The sequence below is a fragment of the Pseudomonas sp. AP42 genome, assembly GCF_001728935.1.
In the GTDB taxonomy this organism is placed as follows: Bacteria; Pseudomonadota; Gammaproteobacteria; order Pseudomonadales; family Pseudomonadaceae; genus Aquipseudomonas; species Aquipseudomonas lactis.
On record NZ_LYSO01000023.1, the window covers coordinates 15539 to 30762 of the forward strand.

Sequence of the window (15224 nt, forward strand, 5' to 3'; positions counted from 1 at the left end):
GGGTCACATCGGCCCTTTCTTACGTTCAGGTCATATTCAGGTCAAACCCAGCGCAATCGTCGAAATAACCACCATTGCCCCAATGCCACAGACACCATCAACAGGCACGCAATCATGAATCCATAAGGGCTGGCAGAGAACGGAATACCACCCACATTTATACCGAGCAGACCGGTGAGAAAACTCATCGGCAAGAAGATCCCGGTGATGATCCCGAAGCGGTACATGGTGCGGTTCATGCGCAGGCTCAAACGCCGGTCTTCGGCCTCAAGCACAAGCCCCACGCGCTCTCTGGCCAATTCCAGCTCTTCCAGGTAACGGGTCAGACTGTTGTGCAATTCATTCCAATAGTCGGCATCGTCGTCGCAGAACCACGCCAATTTGATCCGCGTGAGCTGGGCAAAAATATCCCGCTGGGGGGCCAGGAAGCGCTTAAGTCCGGCGGCTCTTCGACGGATCTGCAGAACGCTGCCATGCTCCGGGGTATACCGTTCGTCGGCATCGAGTTTTTCTTCCTCGGAATCGACGATTTCAGACAAGCCAGCGACCAGATCCTGCACTTTATTGGTCAGGTACTGAGCCATATAAAGGATGAGCTCGGATGCCGTCTTGGGGCCTTTACCGTCTGCCAGTTGCACCAGCAACTCATCGGTGGCGCGCAAGGGGCGCAAACGCAACGAGATCACTCGGTTGGCAGCGGCGAAGATGCGCACCGACACCATGTCTTCGGGCTCGGCGCCTGGGTTGAGATTGATCCCGCGCAGAAACAGCAGCAATTCGGCGTCCGGCAGCGGCAACAGGCGTGGGCGAGTGTTCTCCTCCAGCAGCAGGTCACAGGCAAACTCGCTCAGGCCGCTGGATTTACGCAGCCAGGTCTGGGTTTGAGGATGGCTGCGATCCCAGTGCAGCCACAGGCTTTCCTGGGGCTGCAACTGCAGATCGTCGAGCTCAGTCCGGGCAATCGAACGCGCACCGCCTTTACCGTCCAGCACCAGGGCATGCACCAGGCCCCATTGCGCGTTTTCTTCTTCGAACATCCTCACCCCAATCGGTTACGGCAGTTTATTCAGGCATTTTCAGTGGGCTGGGCGACACGATCACCCCGTTGTTGTCGGCGTAAATGTACTCACCGGGGCGGAACGTCACGCCCCCGAATGTCACCGCCACGTTCAGGTCGCCAAGGCCGCGCTTGTCGGTTTTTTTCGGATGCGAGGCCAGGGCCTGCACACCCAGGTCGGTCTGGGCAATGACGTCGACGTCACGGATACACCCGTAGATCACCAGCCCTTCCCAACCGTTTTTCGCGGCTTTCTCGGCAATCATGTCACCCAGCAGCGCGCAGCGCAGGGAACCGCCACCGTCGACCACCAGCACTTTGCCAGCGCCCGGCAGGTCAGCCTGCGCCTTGACCAGGGAGTTATCCTCGAAGCATTTGAGGGTGACAATTTCGCCGCCAAAGGAGTCTCGTCCGCCGAAGTTGCTGAACATCGGCTCCACTACCTGCACCAGCTCCGGGTAGGCGTCACACAGGTCGGGGGTCACGTAATGGTTCATCGAGAAACTCCTGTCATCAAAGAAGAGGTCGAACATCCACGGTGTACATCAAGAAAACGCCCCGCGACAGGCATTCTTTAAGTGCCTGCGCCTTGGCGGCGGCCATGATCAAACCCCGATCAGCGCAACGCAATACACGTTACGCGACTGAATATGACCAGAAGCGCCTGGCGCGTCATATCTTAGCCGCAACCCTTCAAGAGTGAAACGCCCCTGGCAGAGCGTTTCGTCAAACCGTTGCAGCCACCTCAGGCTGCGTGCCGAATAAAGGTGTCAGCGGGTCGTTCAACCAACGCTCGACCAAAGGCCACACTTGGGCCTGGGCGGCTTTGCTGACCAGCATCTGCACATGCCCGAAATCCTCGCTGAAACCTTGCTGACGCCCCAGGCACAGGTACTGGCGATGCTCGCTGCCCACTTGCTCGAAGAGCTTGCGGCAGGCCCAGTCCGGGTCTTGCCGGTCGCCCGCTGCGCTCACTGCCAACAGTGGCACATCGACCTGCGCCAAGCCTTTCCACCAGTCATGCTCGGCATCGCCAAACCGGCCGAACAGGCCGTTCCAACGCATCGCCTCGATCATCACCCCGGCCGGTTCGTCCTCGGGCCCACGCTTGAAGCGCGGGCCCGACAGGTGGCCAAGGCGCTTGAGAATAAAGCGCCCACCCCACTGCACCGGTGGGATTTTCAACGGCCAATGGTTACGACTGACCTGGCAGCCGAACAACGCCACCGATGCCACCGCAGATGCATCCAAGTGCTGCCCGCCCAAGGCCGCAGCCAAGGTGGTGGCGCCGAGGGAATGCCCGAGCCAGTGCGGAACCTGCCCGCTTTGCTCAGACACAAACGCCCCCACAGCCGGCAAATCGTAGCGCGCGTAATCGGCGACACGGTTTCTGGCGTAGTCGTGATTGCGCTTGGACAAGCCATGGCCGCGCATTTCCGGGATCCACACATCAAATCCGCGACGCGCCAGGTAGGCCCCCAGGCCGATGCCCTTGGGCGAATACCAGAAACGCCGATTGGAAAAACTGCCATGCAATAAAATAATCGGCGTGCCCCGGTTTTCCGGGACATCGGCCAGGCCCAAACGGGTCACCGCCAGCTCGACGGTGCCGTCCGGGCTGTTACCGGGTTTGAGCCGATAGACATCTTCACTCAGGTCGCCACGACGTTCAGCGCTGATCAGGGCGACAGGAAATAGATTGCTGCTGCTTTGCATAATGCTCTTGCACAAAAAAGGGCGGCGTCCGCAAGGATTCCCGCCCTGTACAGATAAGAATGCCGGTCACCCGCAACGAGTGACCGGCACTTTTGACCAGGCGATCTTAGGCGGACGCTTGGCCTTCAGCCAGGAAGAACCAGGTTTCCAGCACGGAATCGGGATTCAGCGAAACGCTCTCGATTCCCTGTTCCATCAGCCATTTGGCCAGGTCAGGGTGGTCCGAAGGGCCTTGGCCGCATATGCCGATGTACTTGCCAGCCTTGTTGCAGGCCTGGATGGCGTTGGCCAACAGCTTCTTGACCGCCGGGTTACGCTCGTCGAACAGGTGGGCGATGATCCCCGAGTCGCGGTCCAGGCCCAGGGTCAACTGGGTCAGGTCGTTGGAGCCGATGGAGAAACCGTCGAAGAACTCCAGGAACTCTTCAGCCAGGATGGCGTTGGACGGCAATTCGCACATCATGATCACGCGCAGGCCGTTCTCGCCACGGGTCAGGCCGTTTTCGGCCAGCAGGTCCACCACCTGGCTCGCTTCGCCCAGGGTGCGCACGAACGGCACCATGATCTCGACGTTGGTCAGGCCCATCTCGTTGCGCACGCGCTTGAGCGCACGGCATTCGAGCTCGAAGCAGTCACGGAAGGCTTCGCTGATGTAACGCGAGGCACCGCGGAAGCCCAGCATCGGGTTTTCTTCTTCTGGCTCGTAGAGCTTGCCGCCGATCAGGTTCGCGTATTCATTGGACTTGAAGTCCGACAGACGCACGATGACCTTTTTCGGGTAGAACGCCGCAGCCAGGGTGCTGATGCCTTCGACCAGCTTCTCGACGTAGAACCCTACCGGGTCGTTGTAGCCGGCGATGCGCTTTTCGACGCTTTCCTTGATGTCCAGCGGCAGACCGTCATAGTTCAGCAGTGCCTTGGGGTGCACGCCGATCATGCGGTTGATGATGAATTCCAGACGGGCCAGGCCCACACCGGCGTTCGGCAACTGCGCGAAATCAAAGGCGCGGTCCGGGTTGCCGACGTTCATCATGATCTTGAAGGGCAGGTCGGGCATGGCGTCGATGGAGTTTTGCTTGATATCGAAGCCCAGCTCACCTTCGAAGATAAAGCCGGTATCGCCTTCGGCGCAGGACACGGTCACGCCCTGGCCATCCTTGAGCAGTTGGGTGGCGTTGCCACAACCCACGACCGCCGGAATCCCCAGTTCACGAGCGATGATCGCCGCGTGGCAGGTACGCCCGCCACGGTTGGTGACAATGGCACTGGCGCGCTTCATCACCGGTTCCCAGTCCGGGTCGGTCATGTCGGAAACCAGTACGTCACCCGGCTGGACCTTGTCCATCTCGGACACGTCCTTGATGATCCGCACCTTGCCTGCGCCAATGCGCTGGCCAATGGCACGACCTTCCACCAGCACGGTGCCGGTTTCCTTGAGCAGGTAGCGTTCCATGACGTTGGCCGAGGTGCGGCTCTTCACGGTTTCCGGGCGCGCCTGCACGATGTACAGCTTGCCGTCGTCACCGTCCTTGGCCCACTCGATGTCCATCGGGCACTTGTAGTGCTTTTCGATGATCATCGCTTGTTTGGCCAACTCGCTGACTTCAGCGTCGGTGAGGCAGAAACGCGCGCGCTCGGCCTTGTCGACGTCAACGGTTTTAACCGAGCGACCGGCCTTGGCCTCGTCGCCGTAGATCATCTTGATGGCCTTGCTGCCCAGGTTACGGCGCAGGATGGCCGGGCGACCCGCTTCGAGGGTGCCCTTGTGTACGTAGAATTCGTCCGGGTTGACCGCGCCTTGTACCACTGTTTCGCCCAGGCCGTAGGCGCCGGTGATAAACACCACGTCACGGAAACCGGATTCGGTATCGAGGGTGAACATCACGCCGGCCGTGCCGGTTTCCGAACGCACCATGCGCTGCACGCCGGCAGACAGGGCCACCAGCTTGTGGTCGAAACCCTGGTGTACGCGGTAGGAAATCGCACGGTCATTAAAGAGGGAGGCAAACACTTCCTTGGCCGCGCGGATCACGTTTTCGACGCCGCGAATGTTGAGGAAGGTTTCCTGCTGGCCGGCAAAGGAGGCGTCCGGCAAGTCTTCGGCGGTGGCCGAGGAGCGCACGGCAACGGCCATGTCCGGGTTACCGGCGGACAGGGTGGCGAAGGCGGTGCGAATTTCTTCGTTGAGCTTCTCGGGGAACTCGGCTTCCATGATCCACTGGCGGATCTGGGCGCCGGTCTTGGCCAGGGCGTTGACGTCATCGACGTCCAGGGCGTCCAGCGCGGCGTGGATCTGGGCGTTGAGGCCGCTCAGCTCGAGGAAGTCGCGGTAAGCCTGGGCCGTGGTGGCGAAACCACCGGGCACCGAGACACCAGCGCCTGCAAGATTACTGATCATCTCGCCGAGGGATGCGTTCTTGCCCCCCACATGCTCTACATCATGGACGCCGAGCTTATCGAGGGAAACTACGTACTCTACCAAGGTGATCTCTCCACTTTCTGTGTTGGAAAAGCTCAGGACGCGGGTTGCTCAGTAGGAGCTAACGCCAGCGCTTGTGGCCTGGACCTGGAAAATAAGTGAGAATGCAGCCCACTGCGGGACGGCAAAATCGCGCCTATCATATCCAAGATTCGCCATCAGCTTAAGGCCCAGGGCTCAAATGAAACGATCTGCTTTCTTTATTTCCGACGGCACCGGCATTACAGCCGAAACATTGGGTCAGAGCCTGCTCGCGCAGTTCGAAAACATTACCTTCGCCAAATTCACCCGGCCTTATATAGACAGCGTGGATAAAGCGCGGGCCATGGTACAACAAATCAATCTGGCGGCTGAAAAAGACGGTTTTCGCCCGATCATTTTCGACACCATCGTCAATCAAGACATTCGTGAGATTCTCGCAACGTCGAATGGTTTCATGATCGACATTTTCTCTACCTTCCTGGCGCCACTGGAACAGGAGTTGAGTGAACATTCGTCCTATTCCGTCGGAAAGTCCCACTCCATCGGGCATAACTCCAACTATATGGAGCGTATCGAGGCGGTGAACTTCGCCCTCGACAACGACGACGGCGCCCGCACCCACTACTACGACAAGGCCGACCTGATCCTGGTGGGCGTATCGCGTTGCGGCAAGACCCCGACCTGCCTGTACATGGCCATGCAATTCGGTATCCGTGCGGCCAACTACCCGCTGACCGAAGACGACATGGAACACCTGACCTTGCCCGCCGCTTTGCGCGCGCATTCACACAAGCTGTTCGGCCTGACCATCGACCCGGACCGGCTGACCGCCATCCGCAACGAACGCAAGCCCAACAGCCGCTACTCCAGCTATGCCCAGTGTGAATTTGAAGTGCGTGAAGTAGAAAATCTGTTCCGCCGCGAGAATATTGCGCACATCAATTCCACGCATTTTTCGGTGGAAGAGATTTCGGCGAAGATTTTGGTGGAGAAGGGTGTGGAGCGCAGATTCAAATAGTTGTATTGCCTGAACTGGCGCTTTCGCGAGCAAGCCCGCTCCCACATTTTGACCGTATTCCAAAGCAGGATCTCGGTCTAATGTGGGAGCGGGCTTGCTCGCGAAGAACGATAACGCGGTCTCACAGATGAAACCGCCCGCCCCCCTGCCCCAGCGCCGTCGCCAGCGCATCAAAACCCTCGCGCAATAACTGATCATCGCCCGACGTGTTGCAGATACTCGCCCGAATAAACTGCGGCACCGCCGTCTGCCCCACGGCAAACGCCTCGGCGGTGGCGATCAGGTAATTGTTCTGCTTGAGCTCTGCCTCGATTTCCGACGCCCGCCAGGGCTCGGGGACTTCGATCCAGAAGTGCGGGCTGTTGAGGTGAGTGCGATAGGCCAGGCCCGTCAATAAATCTTCGACCAGCGTCTTGCGCCGACTGATCTCGTTGATCTGCTGACGCAACAAATATTCCGCCGTGCCGTTTTCGATCCACTGGGTCGCCAGTTCCAAGGTCACAGGTGTGGCCATCCAGCAGGTCGAACGGATCGCCGCCGAGATGCGGCTGACCAGCGCCGGTGGCGCATGCACGTAGCCCACCCGCAAACCGGCCGACACCGCCTTGCTCAGGCTGCTGATCAAAATCGTACGTTCAGGCGCGAAATAGCTGAGGGGCGGCGGACGGTCCTCCACCAGCACACCGTGGGCTTCGTCCTCCAGAATCAGCAGGTTATGTTCGCGACACACCCTGGCCAAGGCTTCTCGGCGCGCAACCGATAACACGGCGGTCGTCGGATTCTGGATAGTCGGCGTGCAATACAACGCCGAAATCCGGTGATTACGACAGACCTCATCCAGGGCCGTGGGCAGCACACCCTCCTCGTCCATCTCCAGGCCGATCAGCCGCACCCCCAGCATACGCGCAGCGGTAATCAGCCCGGGGTAAGTCAACTGCTCGGTGACCACCGTATCGCCAGCGCGCAGCAACGCCATCATGGCGCACAGCAAGCCGTGCTGGCCGCCGTTGACGCAGATGACCTGCTCCGGAATCGGATGAAACTCGCGCTGCACCAGCCATTGCGCGCCCGCTTCACGGTAACGCGGCAGGCCGGCGTCGGGGGTGTAGGCGCTGATGTCCTGGAGGAACTTGGCGTTGGTCGACAGGGTTTGGAAGCTCTGGGCGAGAAACACCGTCTCTTGCCCGGGAATGTGCATGTTGCGGCTCATGTCGAAGTACTGGCGCGGCTCCTCGCTGAAATTGCGAAAGCCCTCATCACGCTGGCGCTCCATCCCACGCTTGCGCACGAAAGTGCCGTCACCGACTCGTGCAACCACCAGGCCCAGGCGTTCCAGCTCACCGTAGGCCCGGCTGATGGTGCCGATGGTCACGCCTAAATTGTCGGAAAGCACCCGATGGGGCGGCAGTTTTCGTCCCGGTTCAATCAAGCCTTCGAGGATGCCCCGTTCCATCACATCGGACAGGCGCTTGTACTTCACGCCCTGCCCGTTGGACAAGCCCTCACGCATAATTGACACCATGTCAATATTTGTTTTGACAGCCATCTTTCGCCCTAATAGTGTGCTTTTACGGGTTCAATCGCCGATAAACATAACTCATTACAAGTTCAATATAGAGTTCAATTCCGGCTCAGGGAAGCAATAAACGATGCCAATGTCCGCCGTTCTCGAAAACACTGCAAAAACAAAAACACAAAAACAGTGGCTCGCCGGGCTGGTGACCAGCGTGATGTTCCTTATCGTGTGCCTGAGTTGGGGCACCACCTGGCTGGGCATCAAGATCGCCGTCGAGAGCGTGCCGCCGCTGACATCCGCCGGCCTGCGCTTTCTCATCGCGTTTCCGCTGTTCCTGTGTTTTGCCATGGTGCGCCGTGAGCCGATCCTGTTTCCCCGGGAAAGCCGCTGGTTCTTCGTATTCGTGACCCTGTCCTACTTCAGCGTTCCCTACTATTTGCTCAACTACGGCGAAATGCATGTGTCGTCGGGCCTCACCGCCCTGCTGTTCAGCTGCATGCCGGTGTTCATCCTGATCTTCTCCGCGCTGTTCCTGCGCGAACGTATCTATTTTTCTCAGGTGGTCGGCATCGGCATCGGTTTCGGCAGCCTCTACATGATCATCAAGAGCCAGGGCCTGCACCTGGACCACGCCGAGTTCCTCGGGGTGCTGGCCATTCTGAGCGCCGCGATCATGCACGCCTTGTGCTATGTCATTACCAAGCAAAAAGGCAGCGCCATCAGCGTCATCACTTACAACACCCTGCCCATCGGCATTGCCGGGCTGATGCTGTTCCTGGCCGGCCTGTGGTTTGAAACGCCGACGTTCGACGCCATCACCCTGCGTTCCTGGAGCGCGCTGTTCTACCTGGGCCTGGTGGCCTCGGTGGGCGGGTTCATTGTGTATTTCATGCTGCTCAAGCGCCTGAGCCCGATCATCCTGTCGTTCGTCTTCATCATCTTCCCGGTGTTCGCGGTCATCATCGGTGCCTGGTACGAAGGCGTGGAAATTTCCCGCGACCTGATGCTGTACTCGGCAATCCTGCTGGCCGGCTTTGCGATCACCAAATTGCCGATTGAAAAACTCATGGCCAAGAAAAAGTGACCCTCAACCAACGCGAGAGAAACATGGACGTCCTCCGCCCCACCGCCCTGGAACAGATCTACGCCCACGCCAGCCGCAGCTACCCCGAGGAGTGCTGTGGTTTTGTCTTCGCCGACGGCAGCGTGTACCTGGGCAGCAATATCCAGAATGAGCTGCACCGCAAGAACCCCCAGATGTACCCACGCAGCGCGGCCAATGGCTACACCTTTTCGGTGGCCGACACCCTGCTGATGAACAAGGCGTTTCGCAGCGACAACCCGGTGGTGGTGATCTACCACTCACACCCGGATGTGGGCGCCTATTTCAGTGACGAAGACCAGGACAAGGCGCTGTTCCTGGGCGAGCCGATCTTCCCCGTCAGTTACCTGGTGGTGGATGTTCGTCAGGGCCAGGCCCTGGGCTCCAAGCTGTTTGCCTGGGATGGCAAGCATTTCTCCCTTCAACCTTTCAACGACCTGCACACGGAGTTGTCCATGAACGCTGTCTCTTTCCCCGACATTCTGGTTCGCGTGGCCAAGCTGCCGGAATCGACCCTTGAGGGCGCCGGATCGACATTGCGCGAAGTCATTGAAAATCTCTGCACCGATCACCCCCAATTGCGTCAGCACCTGTTCCATGAAAAGAACGACCAGCTCAAGGAACACTTCCTGTTTACCGCCGAGGAGGAGTTGATCGACGCCGATGAACCGCTGCCAGCAAAAGCCCGGATCGAAGTATTGCTCGCCACCTCCGGCGGCATGGACATCGACACACTGAGCAACGAAGAAGTACAGCGCTACGTGCGCCACATCACCCTGCCGGGCGTCGGCCGCGAGGGCCAATTGAACCTGAAGAAAGCCAAGGTGCTGGTCATCGGTACCGGCGGCCTGGGCTCGCCCATCAGCCTGTACCTGGCGGCGGCCGGCATCGGCACCCTGGGCCTGGTGGACTTTGACGTGGTGGAAAGCAGCAACCTGCAACGCCAGATTGTGCATGGCAACAGCACCCTGGGCATGCCCAAGGTCGAGTCCGCCAAGCAACGCCTGCTGGACCTCAACCCCTATATCCAGATCAACGCGCACAACACCGCGCTTGACACTGACAACGCCCTGGAACTGGTGGGCGCCTATGACCTGGTGATCGACGGCACCGACAATTTCGACACCCGCTACCTGGTCAACGACGCCTGTGTGCAGTTGGGCAAACCTTTGGTGTACGGCGCCATCTACCGTTTCGACGGGCAGATCAGCGTGCTCAACTATAAAGGTGGGCCGTGCTATCGCTGCCTGTTCCCCAAGGCCCCGCCCGCTGAGCTGGCGCCCAATTGCAGCGCGGGCGGTGTGATCGGCGTGTTGCCGGGCGTGGTCGGTATGATCCAGGCCACCGAGGCGATCAAACTGCTGATCGGCATTGGCGAACCTTTGTCCGGCCGCTTGATGCGCTTCGACGCACTGGCGATGAAGTTCAGCGAGATCCGCTTCAAGCGCCGCGCCGACTGCCCCTGCTGTTCAGACCTGCGCCACAGCGAAACCGTCGCGCCGGCCACCTGCGCCGATGCCGTACCGAACCAGCCCTCCCTGGCCGCAGAACGCTACATCAAGCCCCAGGTGCTCAAGCAAGTGCTCGAACACCCCAGCAGCGCCGATGTATTGCTGGACGTGCGTGACGCCAGCGAACTGGAAGTGTGCAAATTACCCGGCGTGGTGCATATCCCGCTGGCAGAACTGGATGGGCAGCTCGCCAGCCTGAGCCGCGACAATACCCACTACCTGATCTGCTACGCAGGCACTCGCGCCGAGCAAGCCGCCAGCACCCTGTTGGCAGCCGGCTTTGCCAATACCAAAGTCTTGCAGGGCGGCATGAAACATTGGGTTCGCGACGTCGAACCTGACATGCCGTTGTACTGAGGGTGGGGGCGTACTGATGCTGCATAACTCCATCCTCGACGTGATCGGCCAAACGCCGATCGTGCGTCTGGCCCAGTTTTCCGAAGACCTCGGCATCGAGGTCTACGCCAAGCTGGAGTCCCTCAACCCCGGCGGCAGCCACAAGGCGCGCATCGCCTTGGGCATGATCCTGGATGCCGAGCGCCGCGGTGTGCTGATCCGTGATTCCGGGCAGACCATCATCGAACCCAGTGGCGGCAACACCGGCATTGGCCTGGTGATGGCCGGCAATGTGCTGGGCTACAAAGTGGTGCTGGTGATCCCCGACAACTACAGCCCGGAAAAACAGAAGCTGCTGCGCCTGTACGGCGCCCGGGTCGTGCTGTCCGACAGTCGCCTGGGCAATAACTCCCACGGTGAAAAGTGCATGGAGCTGCAGTTGGAGAACCCCAACTACGTGATGCTCAACCAGCAACGCAACGGCGCCAACCCCCAAACCCACCGTGACACCACCGCCCCGGAAATCCTGCGCGCCTTCGGTGAACAGCGCGTGGACTACTTCGTCAGCGGCATAGGCACCGGGGGCCACATCACCGGTATCGGCGAAACCCTCAAGGCCGCCTGGCCGGCGCTGCGGGTGATGGGCGTAGAACCGGAGGAATGCGACTTGCTGAAAGACCAGCATGCCGCGCACGCGATTCAGGGCCTGTCGATTGGCCTGATCCCCAGCATCCTCAACCTGGATGTGATCGACGGCATGCTCAAGGTGTCGCACGCCGATTGCCTGGACATGATCAAACGCATCATGCGCACCGATGCCATCAGCCTGGGGCTGTCTTCGGCCGCCAACATGGTCGCCATCGCCCAACTTGCCCCCGAACTGCCGCCCGAAACGGTGGTGTTGACCATGGTCTACGACAATGCCGACAGCTACCTGCCCAGCTTCGAATAACCGGGCTTTTAACCATTCAACATACGGGGGTGTCTCCATGGGGGGCTTTATCGACATGCAACAGCTGCACGATGAGTTGCTGACCCACCTCATCACCACCCTGACGCCCGGGCAGATGAAGCAGCTGGAACCGCACCTGGCGCCGTTGATCCAGAACGCCGCCCAGGCAGTGGCCGAAGACCTGATCGCCTATGCCTATCGCGACCCGGCGTCCCGTGGCCGCGGTGAGTTGATCCTGGAGTCCTACGCCTCGTTCAAGGCCGTGCTGTTCTACCGCCTTGCGCACCTGGTGTGGCATTTCCAGGCCGCTGACAACGGCGATTTTTCGCGCATGGCCCTCAAGCTGAGCAACCAGGGCAAAATCCTCTCCGGCGCCGAGATTCACCCGGCAGCGCGTATTGGCCGGCGCTTTGTGCTGGACCATGGCTACGGCACCGTCATCGGCGAAACCTGCGTGATCGGCAACGACTGCTACATCCTCTGCGGCGTAACCCTGGGCGCGCGGGGTATCGCCAACAACCCGGACGGCAAGCGCCACCCGCGCCTGGGCAATAACGTCGAAGTCGGCGCCGGCGCCCGGGTGCTGGGCTATGTTTCGATCGGCGACAACGTATTTATCAGCCCCTCCTGCGTGATTACCCAGGACGTGCCGGCAGGCACCAAGGTCAAGGTGGTCAACCAGATCCAACTGCAAAAAAACGATGAATCGGACCACAGCAACTACCTCGGCGCCTTTGCCCTGGATGAGCGCTTGCACGTGGTGGGCGAAGTGAGTGTCGGCCACAAGGTCACCGTGCTGGACGCCGACTTTCATCCCCTGCAAGGGCTGATGCTCGAACCCACGGTGAAAGAGCGCCACCACCTGCAGTTTCGTCTGCGTCGCCTCGACAACGATGAACAACTGCCTCGCCTGCCGCTGAACCTGAAGGTGTGCGGGCCGGAATTTGAAATCACCCTGCTCTCTCCCCCTGGCTTGAGCGCACTGGTGCGCCACCTCTTGCAAGCCACCCCATTGATCGTCGGAGGTTGAACATGTCCGTGCATACCATGGAAACCCTGGCGCTGTTCGACAGCGCGCCCTACCAGAACGCCTTCAGCGCCCGGGTGATTGCCGTCAGCGAACAGGGTATCGCCCTGGAGCACACCCTGTTCTACCCCACCGGCGGCGGGCAACCGGGCGATACCGGCCACCTCACCCTGGCCGACGGCACACGGGTGCAAGTGACCGGCACGGTGCGCGACCCGGTGTTGCGCTCGATCATCTGGCATCAGGTGGACCACTGCCCCGAACAGTTGGCCGCTGGCGTCCAGGTTGACGCCGGGCTGGATTGGGAACGGCGCTACCAGCACATGAAGATGCACACCTGCCTGCACTTGCTGTGCTCTCTTATCGACGCGCCCGTGACCGGTTGCAGCATCAGCGCGGATAAAGGCCGCCTGGATTTCGACCTGCCGGAAATGACCCTGGACAAAGACCGCCTCACCCACGACCTCAACGCCCTGATCGAGCAGGCCCACGCGGTCAAGACCCTGTCGATGCCCGCCACCGAGTACGCGACGCTGCTGCAGATCACCCGCACCCAGGCGGTTGCGCCGCCGGTGGTCTCGGGCTCGGTGCGAGTGATAGAAATCCCCGGCATCGATATCCAGCCCTGCGGCGGTACCCATGTGCTCAATACCGAGGAAATTGGCCGGGTGTTCTGCGAGAAGATCGAGAAGAAAAGCAAGCATAACCGCCGGGTGATACTGCGGTTTGAACCTGCGTCATTGCCTTTGTAGGAGCGAGCTTGCTCGCGAAAAACGTCAACGACAACGCGTGCTTCCTGAATAAGCGCGGCGCCTATGGGTTTTTCGCGAGCAAGCTCGCTCCTACAGGTGTTAGGGCAAACCAGGTCCCACAGTGACCGTGTTGTTTTTCAGATGGTGAGCAGGTCCATGAAACGGTTCACAGGCGTCGCCTCAAGCCGTGCCTGATCCTTGCACAACGCAAAAATCTGCGCGCTGCGTTGCGCGGTAAACCGCGTGGCCAGGTTGGCCTTGAACTTGTCTTCCAGCAATGGAATGCCATTCACCCGACGGCGACGATGGCCAATCGGGTACTCCACCGCTACCTGCTCGGTGCAGGTGCCGTCCGTGAAAAACACCTGCACCGCGTTGGCAATCGAGCGTTTGTCGGCCTCCAGGTATTCGCGGCTGTAGCGCGGGTCTTCGACGATGACCATCTTGTCGCGCAGCTCATCGATGATCGGGTGGGCCGCGTGGAAATCGTCTTCATACTGCTCGGCCACCAGGTTGCCGAACGCCAAGGGCACGGCGGTCATATACTGCAGACAGTGGTCGCGATCAGCGGCGTTGGCCAATGGGCCGACCTTGGAAATAATGCGAATCGCCGACTCGTGGGTAGTGATCACGATGCGCTCGATTTCATGCAGGCGATGCTTGACCTGCGGGTGCAGGGCGACTGCCGCTTCACAGGCGGTTTGCGCGTGGAACTCAGCCGGGAAGCTGATCTTGAACAGCACGTTTTCCATCACGTAGGTGCCGTAGGGTTGGGGCAGGCTGAAGGCGCGCTTGTCCTCGGGCTTGAGCGCCAGGTCCTTGTTGGTGTGGCTGAACAGCACGTCGTAGAAGCCCCATTGCGGCGCACTCAGCACGCCGGGGATGCCCATTTCACCACGCAAGGCGATGTCTGCCAGGCGCACGCCGCGGCTCGATGCATCGCCTGCCGCCCAGGATTTGCGCGAGCCGGCATTCGGCGCATGGCGATAGGTGCGCAGCGCCTGGCCATCGACAAACGCGTGGGACAACGCCGATAGCAGTTGCTCGCGGTTGGCCCCCATCAGCTTGGCGGTGACCGCCGTGGTAGCGACTTTCACCAGCAACACATGGTCGAGGCCTACCCGGTTGAAGGAGTTTTCCAGGGCAATCACACCTTGGATTTCGTGGGCCATGATCATCGCTTCCAGCACCGCACGCACAGTGAGCGGCGCGTCGCCATTGGCCAGGCGCTTTTGCGACAGGTGATCGGCCACGGCGAGGATGCCGCCAAGGTTGTCCGAAGGGTGGCCCCATTCAGCGGCGAGCCAGGTGTCGTTGTAGTCGAGCCAGCGCACGATGCAACCGATGTCCCAAGCGGCCTTGACCGGGTCCAGGCGATACGAAGTGCCCGGCACCCGTGCGCCGAACGGCACCACGGTGCCCTCCACCATCGGCCCCAGGTGCTTGGTGCATTCGGGGAAGCGCAGGGCCAGCAGGCCACAGCCGAGGGTGTCCATCAGGCAGTTGCGGGCTGTATCCAGGGCGTCCTGGGAGTCGATGCGGTAGTTGAGGACGTAGTCGGCGATGTCCTGCAACACCGGGTCGTAGTCGGGGCGGTTGTTCTGGTCGACGTTGGCGCTCATGGCAGTTCTCCAAAATAGGTGGGTGATAATCCTCGGGCTTACGATTAATGGTGTGATGGCCGGTCTGATTGCCAGCCTTGAAATAGCGCCCCTCTGTGGGAGCGGGCTTGCTCGCGAATGCGGTGGTTCAGTAGCATTTCAGTGCCTGACACAC

General features: G+C 60.3%; 12 protein-coding genes. 6 read left to right on the forward strand and 6 right to left on the reverse strand.

Features of this window, described 5'->3' with window-relative positions; translation table 11 throughout:
• Positions 1–41: 41 nt before the first annotated feature.
• The 4 genes from A7K61_RS11455 to ppsA form a co-directional block, all read right to left on the reverse strand.
• Positions 42–1037, reverse strand: coding sequence for a zinc transporter ZntB (locus A7K61_RS11455; RefSeq protein ID WP_014719487.1), 996 nt, complete (start codon positions 1035–1037; stop codon positions 42–44).
• A 25-nt stretch (positions 1038–1062) separates the two neighbouring features.
• Positions 1063–1554 carry a ribonuclease E activity regulator RraA gene (gene rraA / locus A7K61_RS11460; protein WP_003193293.1) on the reverse strand — a complete coding sequence of 164 codons (492 nt, stop codon included), beginning with the start codon at positions 1552–1554 and terminating at the stop codon, positions 1063–1065.
• Positions 1555–1783: 229 nt separating this feature from the next.
• Positions 1784–2773, reverse strand: coding sequence for an alpha/beta fold hydrolase (locus A7K61_RS11465; RefSeq protein ID WP_069557563.1), 990 nt, complete (start codon positions 2771–2773; stop codon positions 1784–1786).
• A gap of 106 nt (positions 2774–2879) precedes the next feature.
• Positions 2880–5255 carry a phosphoenolpyruvate synthase gene (ppsA, locus tag A7K61_RS11470; RefSeq protein ID WP_069557564.1) on the reverse strand — a complete coding sequence of 792 codons (2376 nt, stop codon included), beginning with the start codon at positions 5253–5255 and terminating at the stop codon, positions 2880–2882.
• Between the two features lie 178 nt (positions 5256–5433).
• Between ppsA and A7K61_RS11475 the strand changes: the two genes are divergently transcribed.
• The gene (locus A7K61_RS11475) at positions 5434–6252 is read left to right on the forward strand and encodes a pyruvate, water dikinase regulatory protein (RefSeq protein ID WP_003193298.1); all 819 of its coding nucleotides are present in this window, start codon (positions 5434–5436) and stop codon (positions 6250–6252) included.
• 121 nt (positions 6253–6373) lie between these two features.
• Here A7K61_RS11475 and A7K61_RS11480 read toward each other — a convergent pair whose 3' ends face one another.
• Positions 6374–7798: a PLP-dependent aminotransferase family protein gene (locus A7K61_RS11480; RefSeq protein WP_003193301.1), complete on the reverse strand. Its 1425-nt coding sequence runs from the start codon at positions 7796–7798 to the stop codon at positions 6374–6376.
• 109 nt (positions 7799–7907) lie between these two features.
• Here A7K61_RS11480 and A7K61_RS11485 point away from each other — a divergent pair, with 109 nt between their 5' ends.
• Genes A7K61_RS11485 through A7K61_RS11505 form a run of 5 tightly spaced genes read left to right on the forward strand, consistent with a single transcriptional unit; the run spans position 7908 to position 13448 of the window.
• Positions 7908–8852 (forward strand): DMT family transporter, encoded by a 945-nt coding sequence (locus tag A7K61_RS11485; RefSeq protein ID WP_032897827.1) that lies wholly within the window; start codon positions 7908–7910, stop codon positions 8850–8852.
• Between the two features lie 23 nt (positions 8853–8875).
• On the forward strand, positions 8876–10738 hold the full coding sequence (moeB, locus tag A7K61_RS11490; protein WP_069557565.1) for a molybdopterin-synthase adenylyltransferase MoeB: 1863 nt from the start codon (positions 8876–8878) through the stop codon (positions 10736–10738).
• Between the two features lie 16 nt (positions 10739–10754).
• Positions 10755–11669 carry a PLP-dependent cysteine synthase family protein gene (locus A7K61_RS11495; RefSeq protein ID WP_032895794.1) on the forward strand — a complete coding sequence of 305 codons (915 nt, stop codon included), beginning with the start codon at positions 10755–10757 and terminating at the stop codon, positions 11667–11669.
• Positions 11670–11706: 37 nt separating this feature from the next.
• Entirely contained in the window at positions 11707–12699 is a 993-nt protein-coding gene (locus tag A7K61_RS11500) for a serine O-acetyltransferase (RefSeq protein ID WP_047711573.1), read from the forward strand.
• A 2-nt stretch (positions 12700–12701) separates the two neighbouring features.
• Complete coding sequence (locus A7K61_RS11505; RefSeq protein ID WP_032895793.1) at positions 12702–13448, forward strand: alanyl-tRNA editing protein; 747 nt, start codon at positions 12702–12704, stop codon at positions 13446–13448.
• A 137-nt stretch (positions 13449–13585) separates the two neighbouring features.
• Here A7K61_RS11505 and prpD read toward each other — a convergent pair whose 3' ends face one another.
• On the reverse strand, positions 13586–15070 hold the full coding sequence (prpD, locus tag A7K61_RS11510; RefSeq protein WP_069557566.1) for a 2-methylcitrate dehydratase: 1485 nt from the start codon (positions 15068–15070) through the stop codon (positions 13586–13588).
• Between the last annotated feature and the right edge of the window lie 154 nt (positions 15071–15224).

What these genes read in the sequence shown, in the direction of transcription:
- A7K61_RS11455 (WP_014719487.1), bottom strand. Translation starts at nt 1,037, where the DNA reads ATGTTCGAAGAAGAAAACGCGCAATGGGGCCTGGTGCATGCCCTGGTG.
- rraA (WP_003193293.1), bottom strand. Translation starts at nt 1,554, where the DNA reads ATGAACCATTACGTGACCCCCGACCTGTGTGACGCCTACCCGGAGCTG.
- A7K61_RS11465 (WP_069557563.1), bottom strand. Translation starts at nt 2,773, where the DNA reads ATGCAAAGCAGCAGCAATCTATTTCCTGTCGCCCTGATCAGCGCTGAA.
- A7K61_RS11475 (WP_003193298.1), top strand. Translation starts at nt 5,434, where the DNA reads ATGAAACGATCTGCTTTCTTTATTTCCGACGGCACCGGCATTACAGCC.
- A7K61_RS11480 (WP_003193301.1), bottom strand. Translation starts at nt 7,798, where the DNA reads ATGGCTGTCAAAACAAATATTGACATGGTGTCAATTATGCGTGAGGGC.
- A7K61_RS11485 (WP_032897827.1), top strand. Translation starts at nt 7,908, where the DNA reads ATGTCCGCCGTTCTCGAAAACACTGCAAAAACAAAAACACAAAAACAG.
- moeB (WP_069557565.1), top strand. Translation starts at nt 8,876, where the DNA reads ATGGACGTCCTCCGCCCCACCGCCCTGGAACAGATCTACGCCCACGCC.
- A7K61_RS11495 (WP_032895794.1), top strand. Translation starts at nt 10,755, where the DNA reads ATGCTGCATAACTCCATCCTCGACGTGATCGGCCAAACGCCGATCGTG.
- A7K61_RS11500 (WP_047711573.1), top strand. Translation starts at nt 11,707, where the DNA reads ATGGGGGGCTTTATCGACATGCAACAGCTGCACGATGAGTTGCTGACC.
- A7K61_RS11505 (WP_032895793.1), top strand. Translation starts at nt 12,702, where the DNA reads ATGTCCGTGCATACCATGGAAACCCTGGCGCTGTTCGACAGCGCGCCC.
- prpD (WP_069557566.1), bottom strand. Translation starts at nt 15,070, where the DNA reads ATGAGCGCCAACGTCGACCAGAACAACCGCCCCGACTACGACCCGGTG.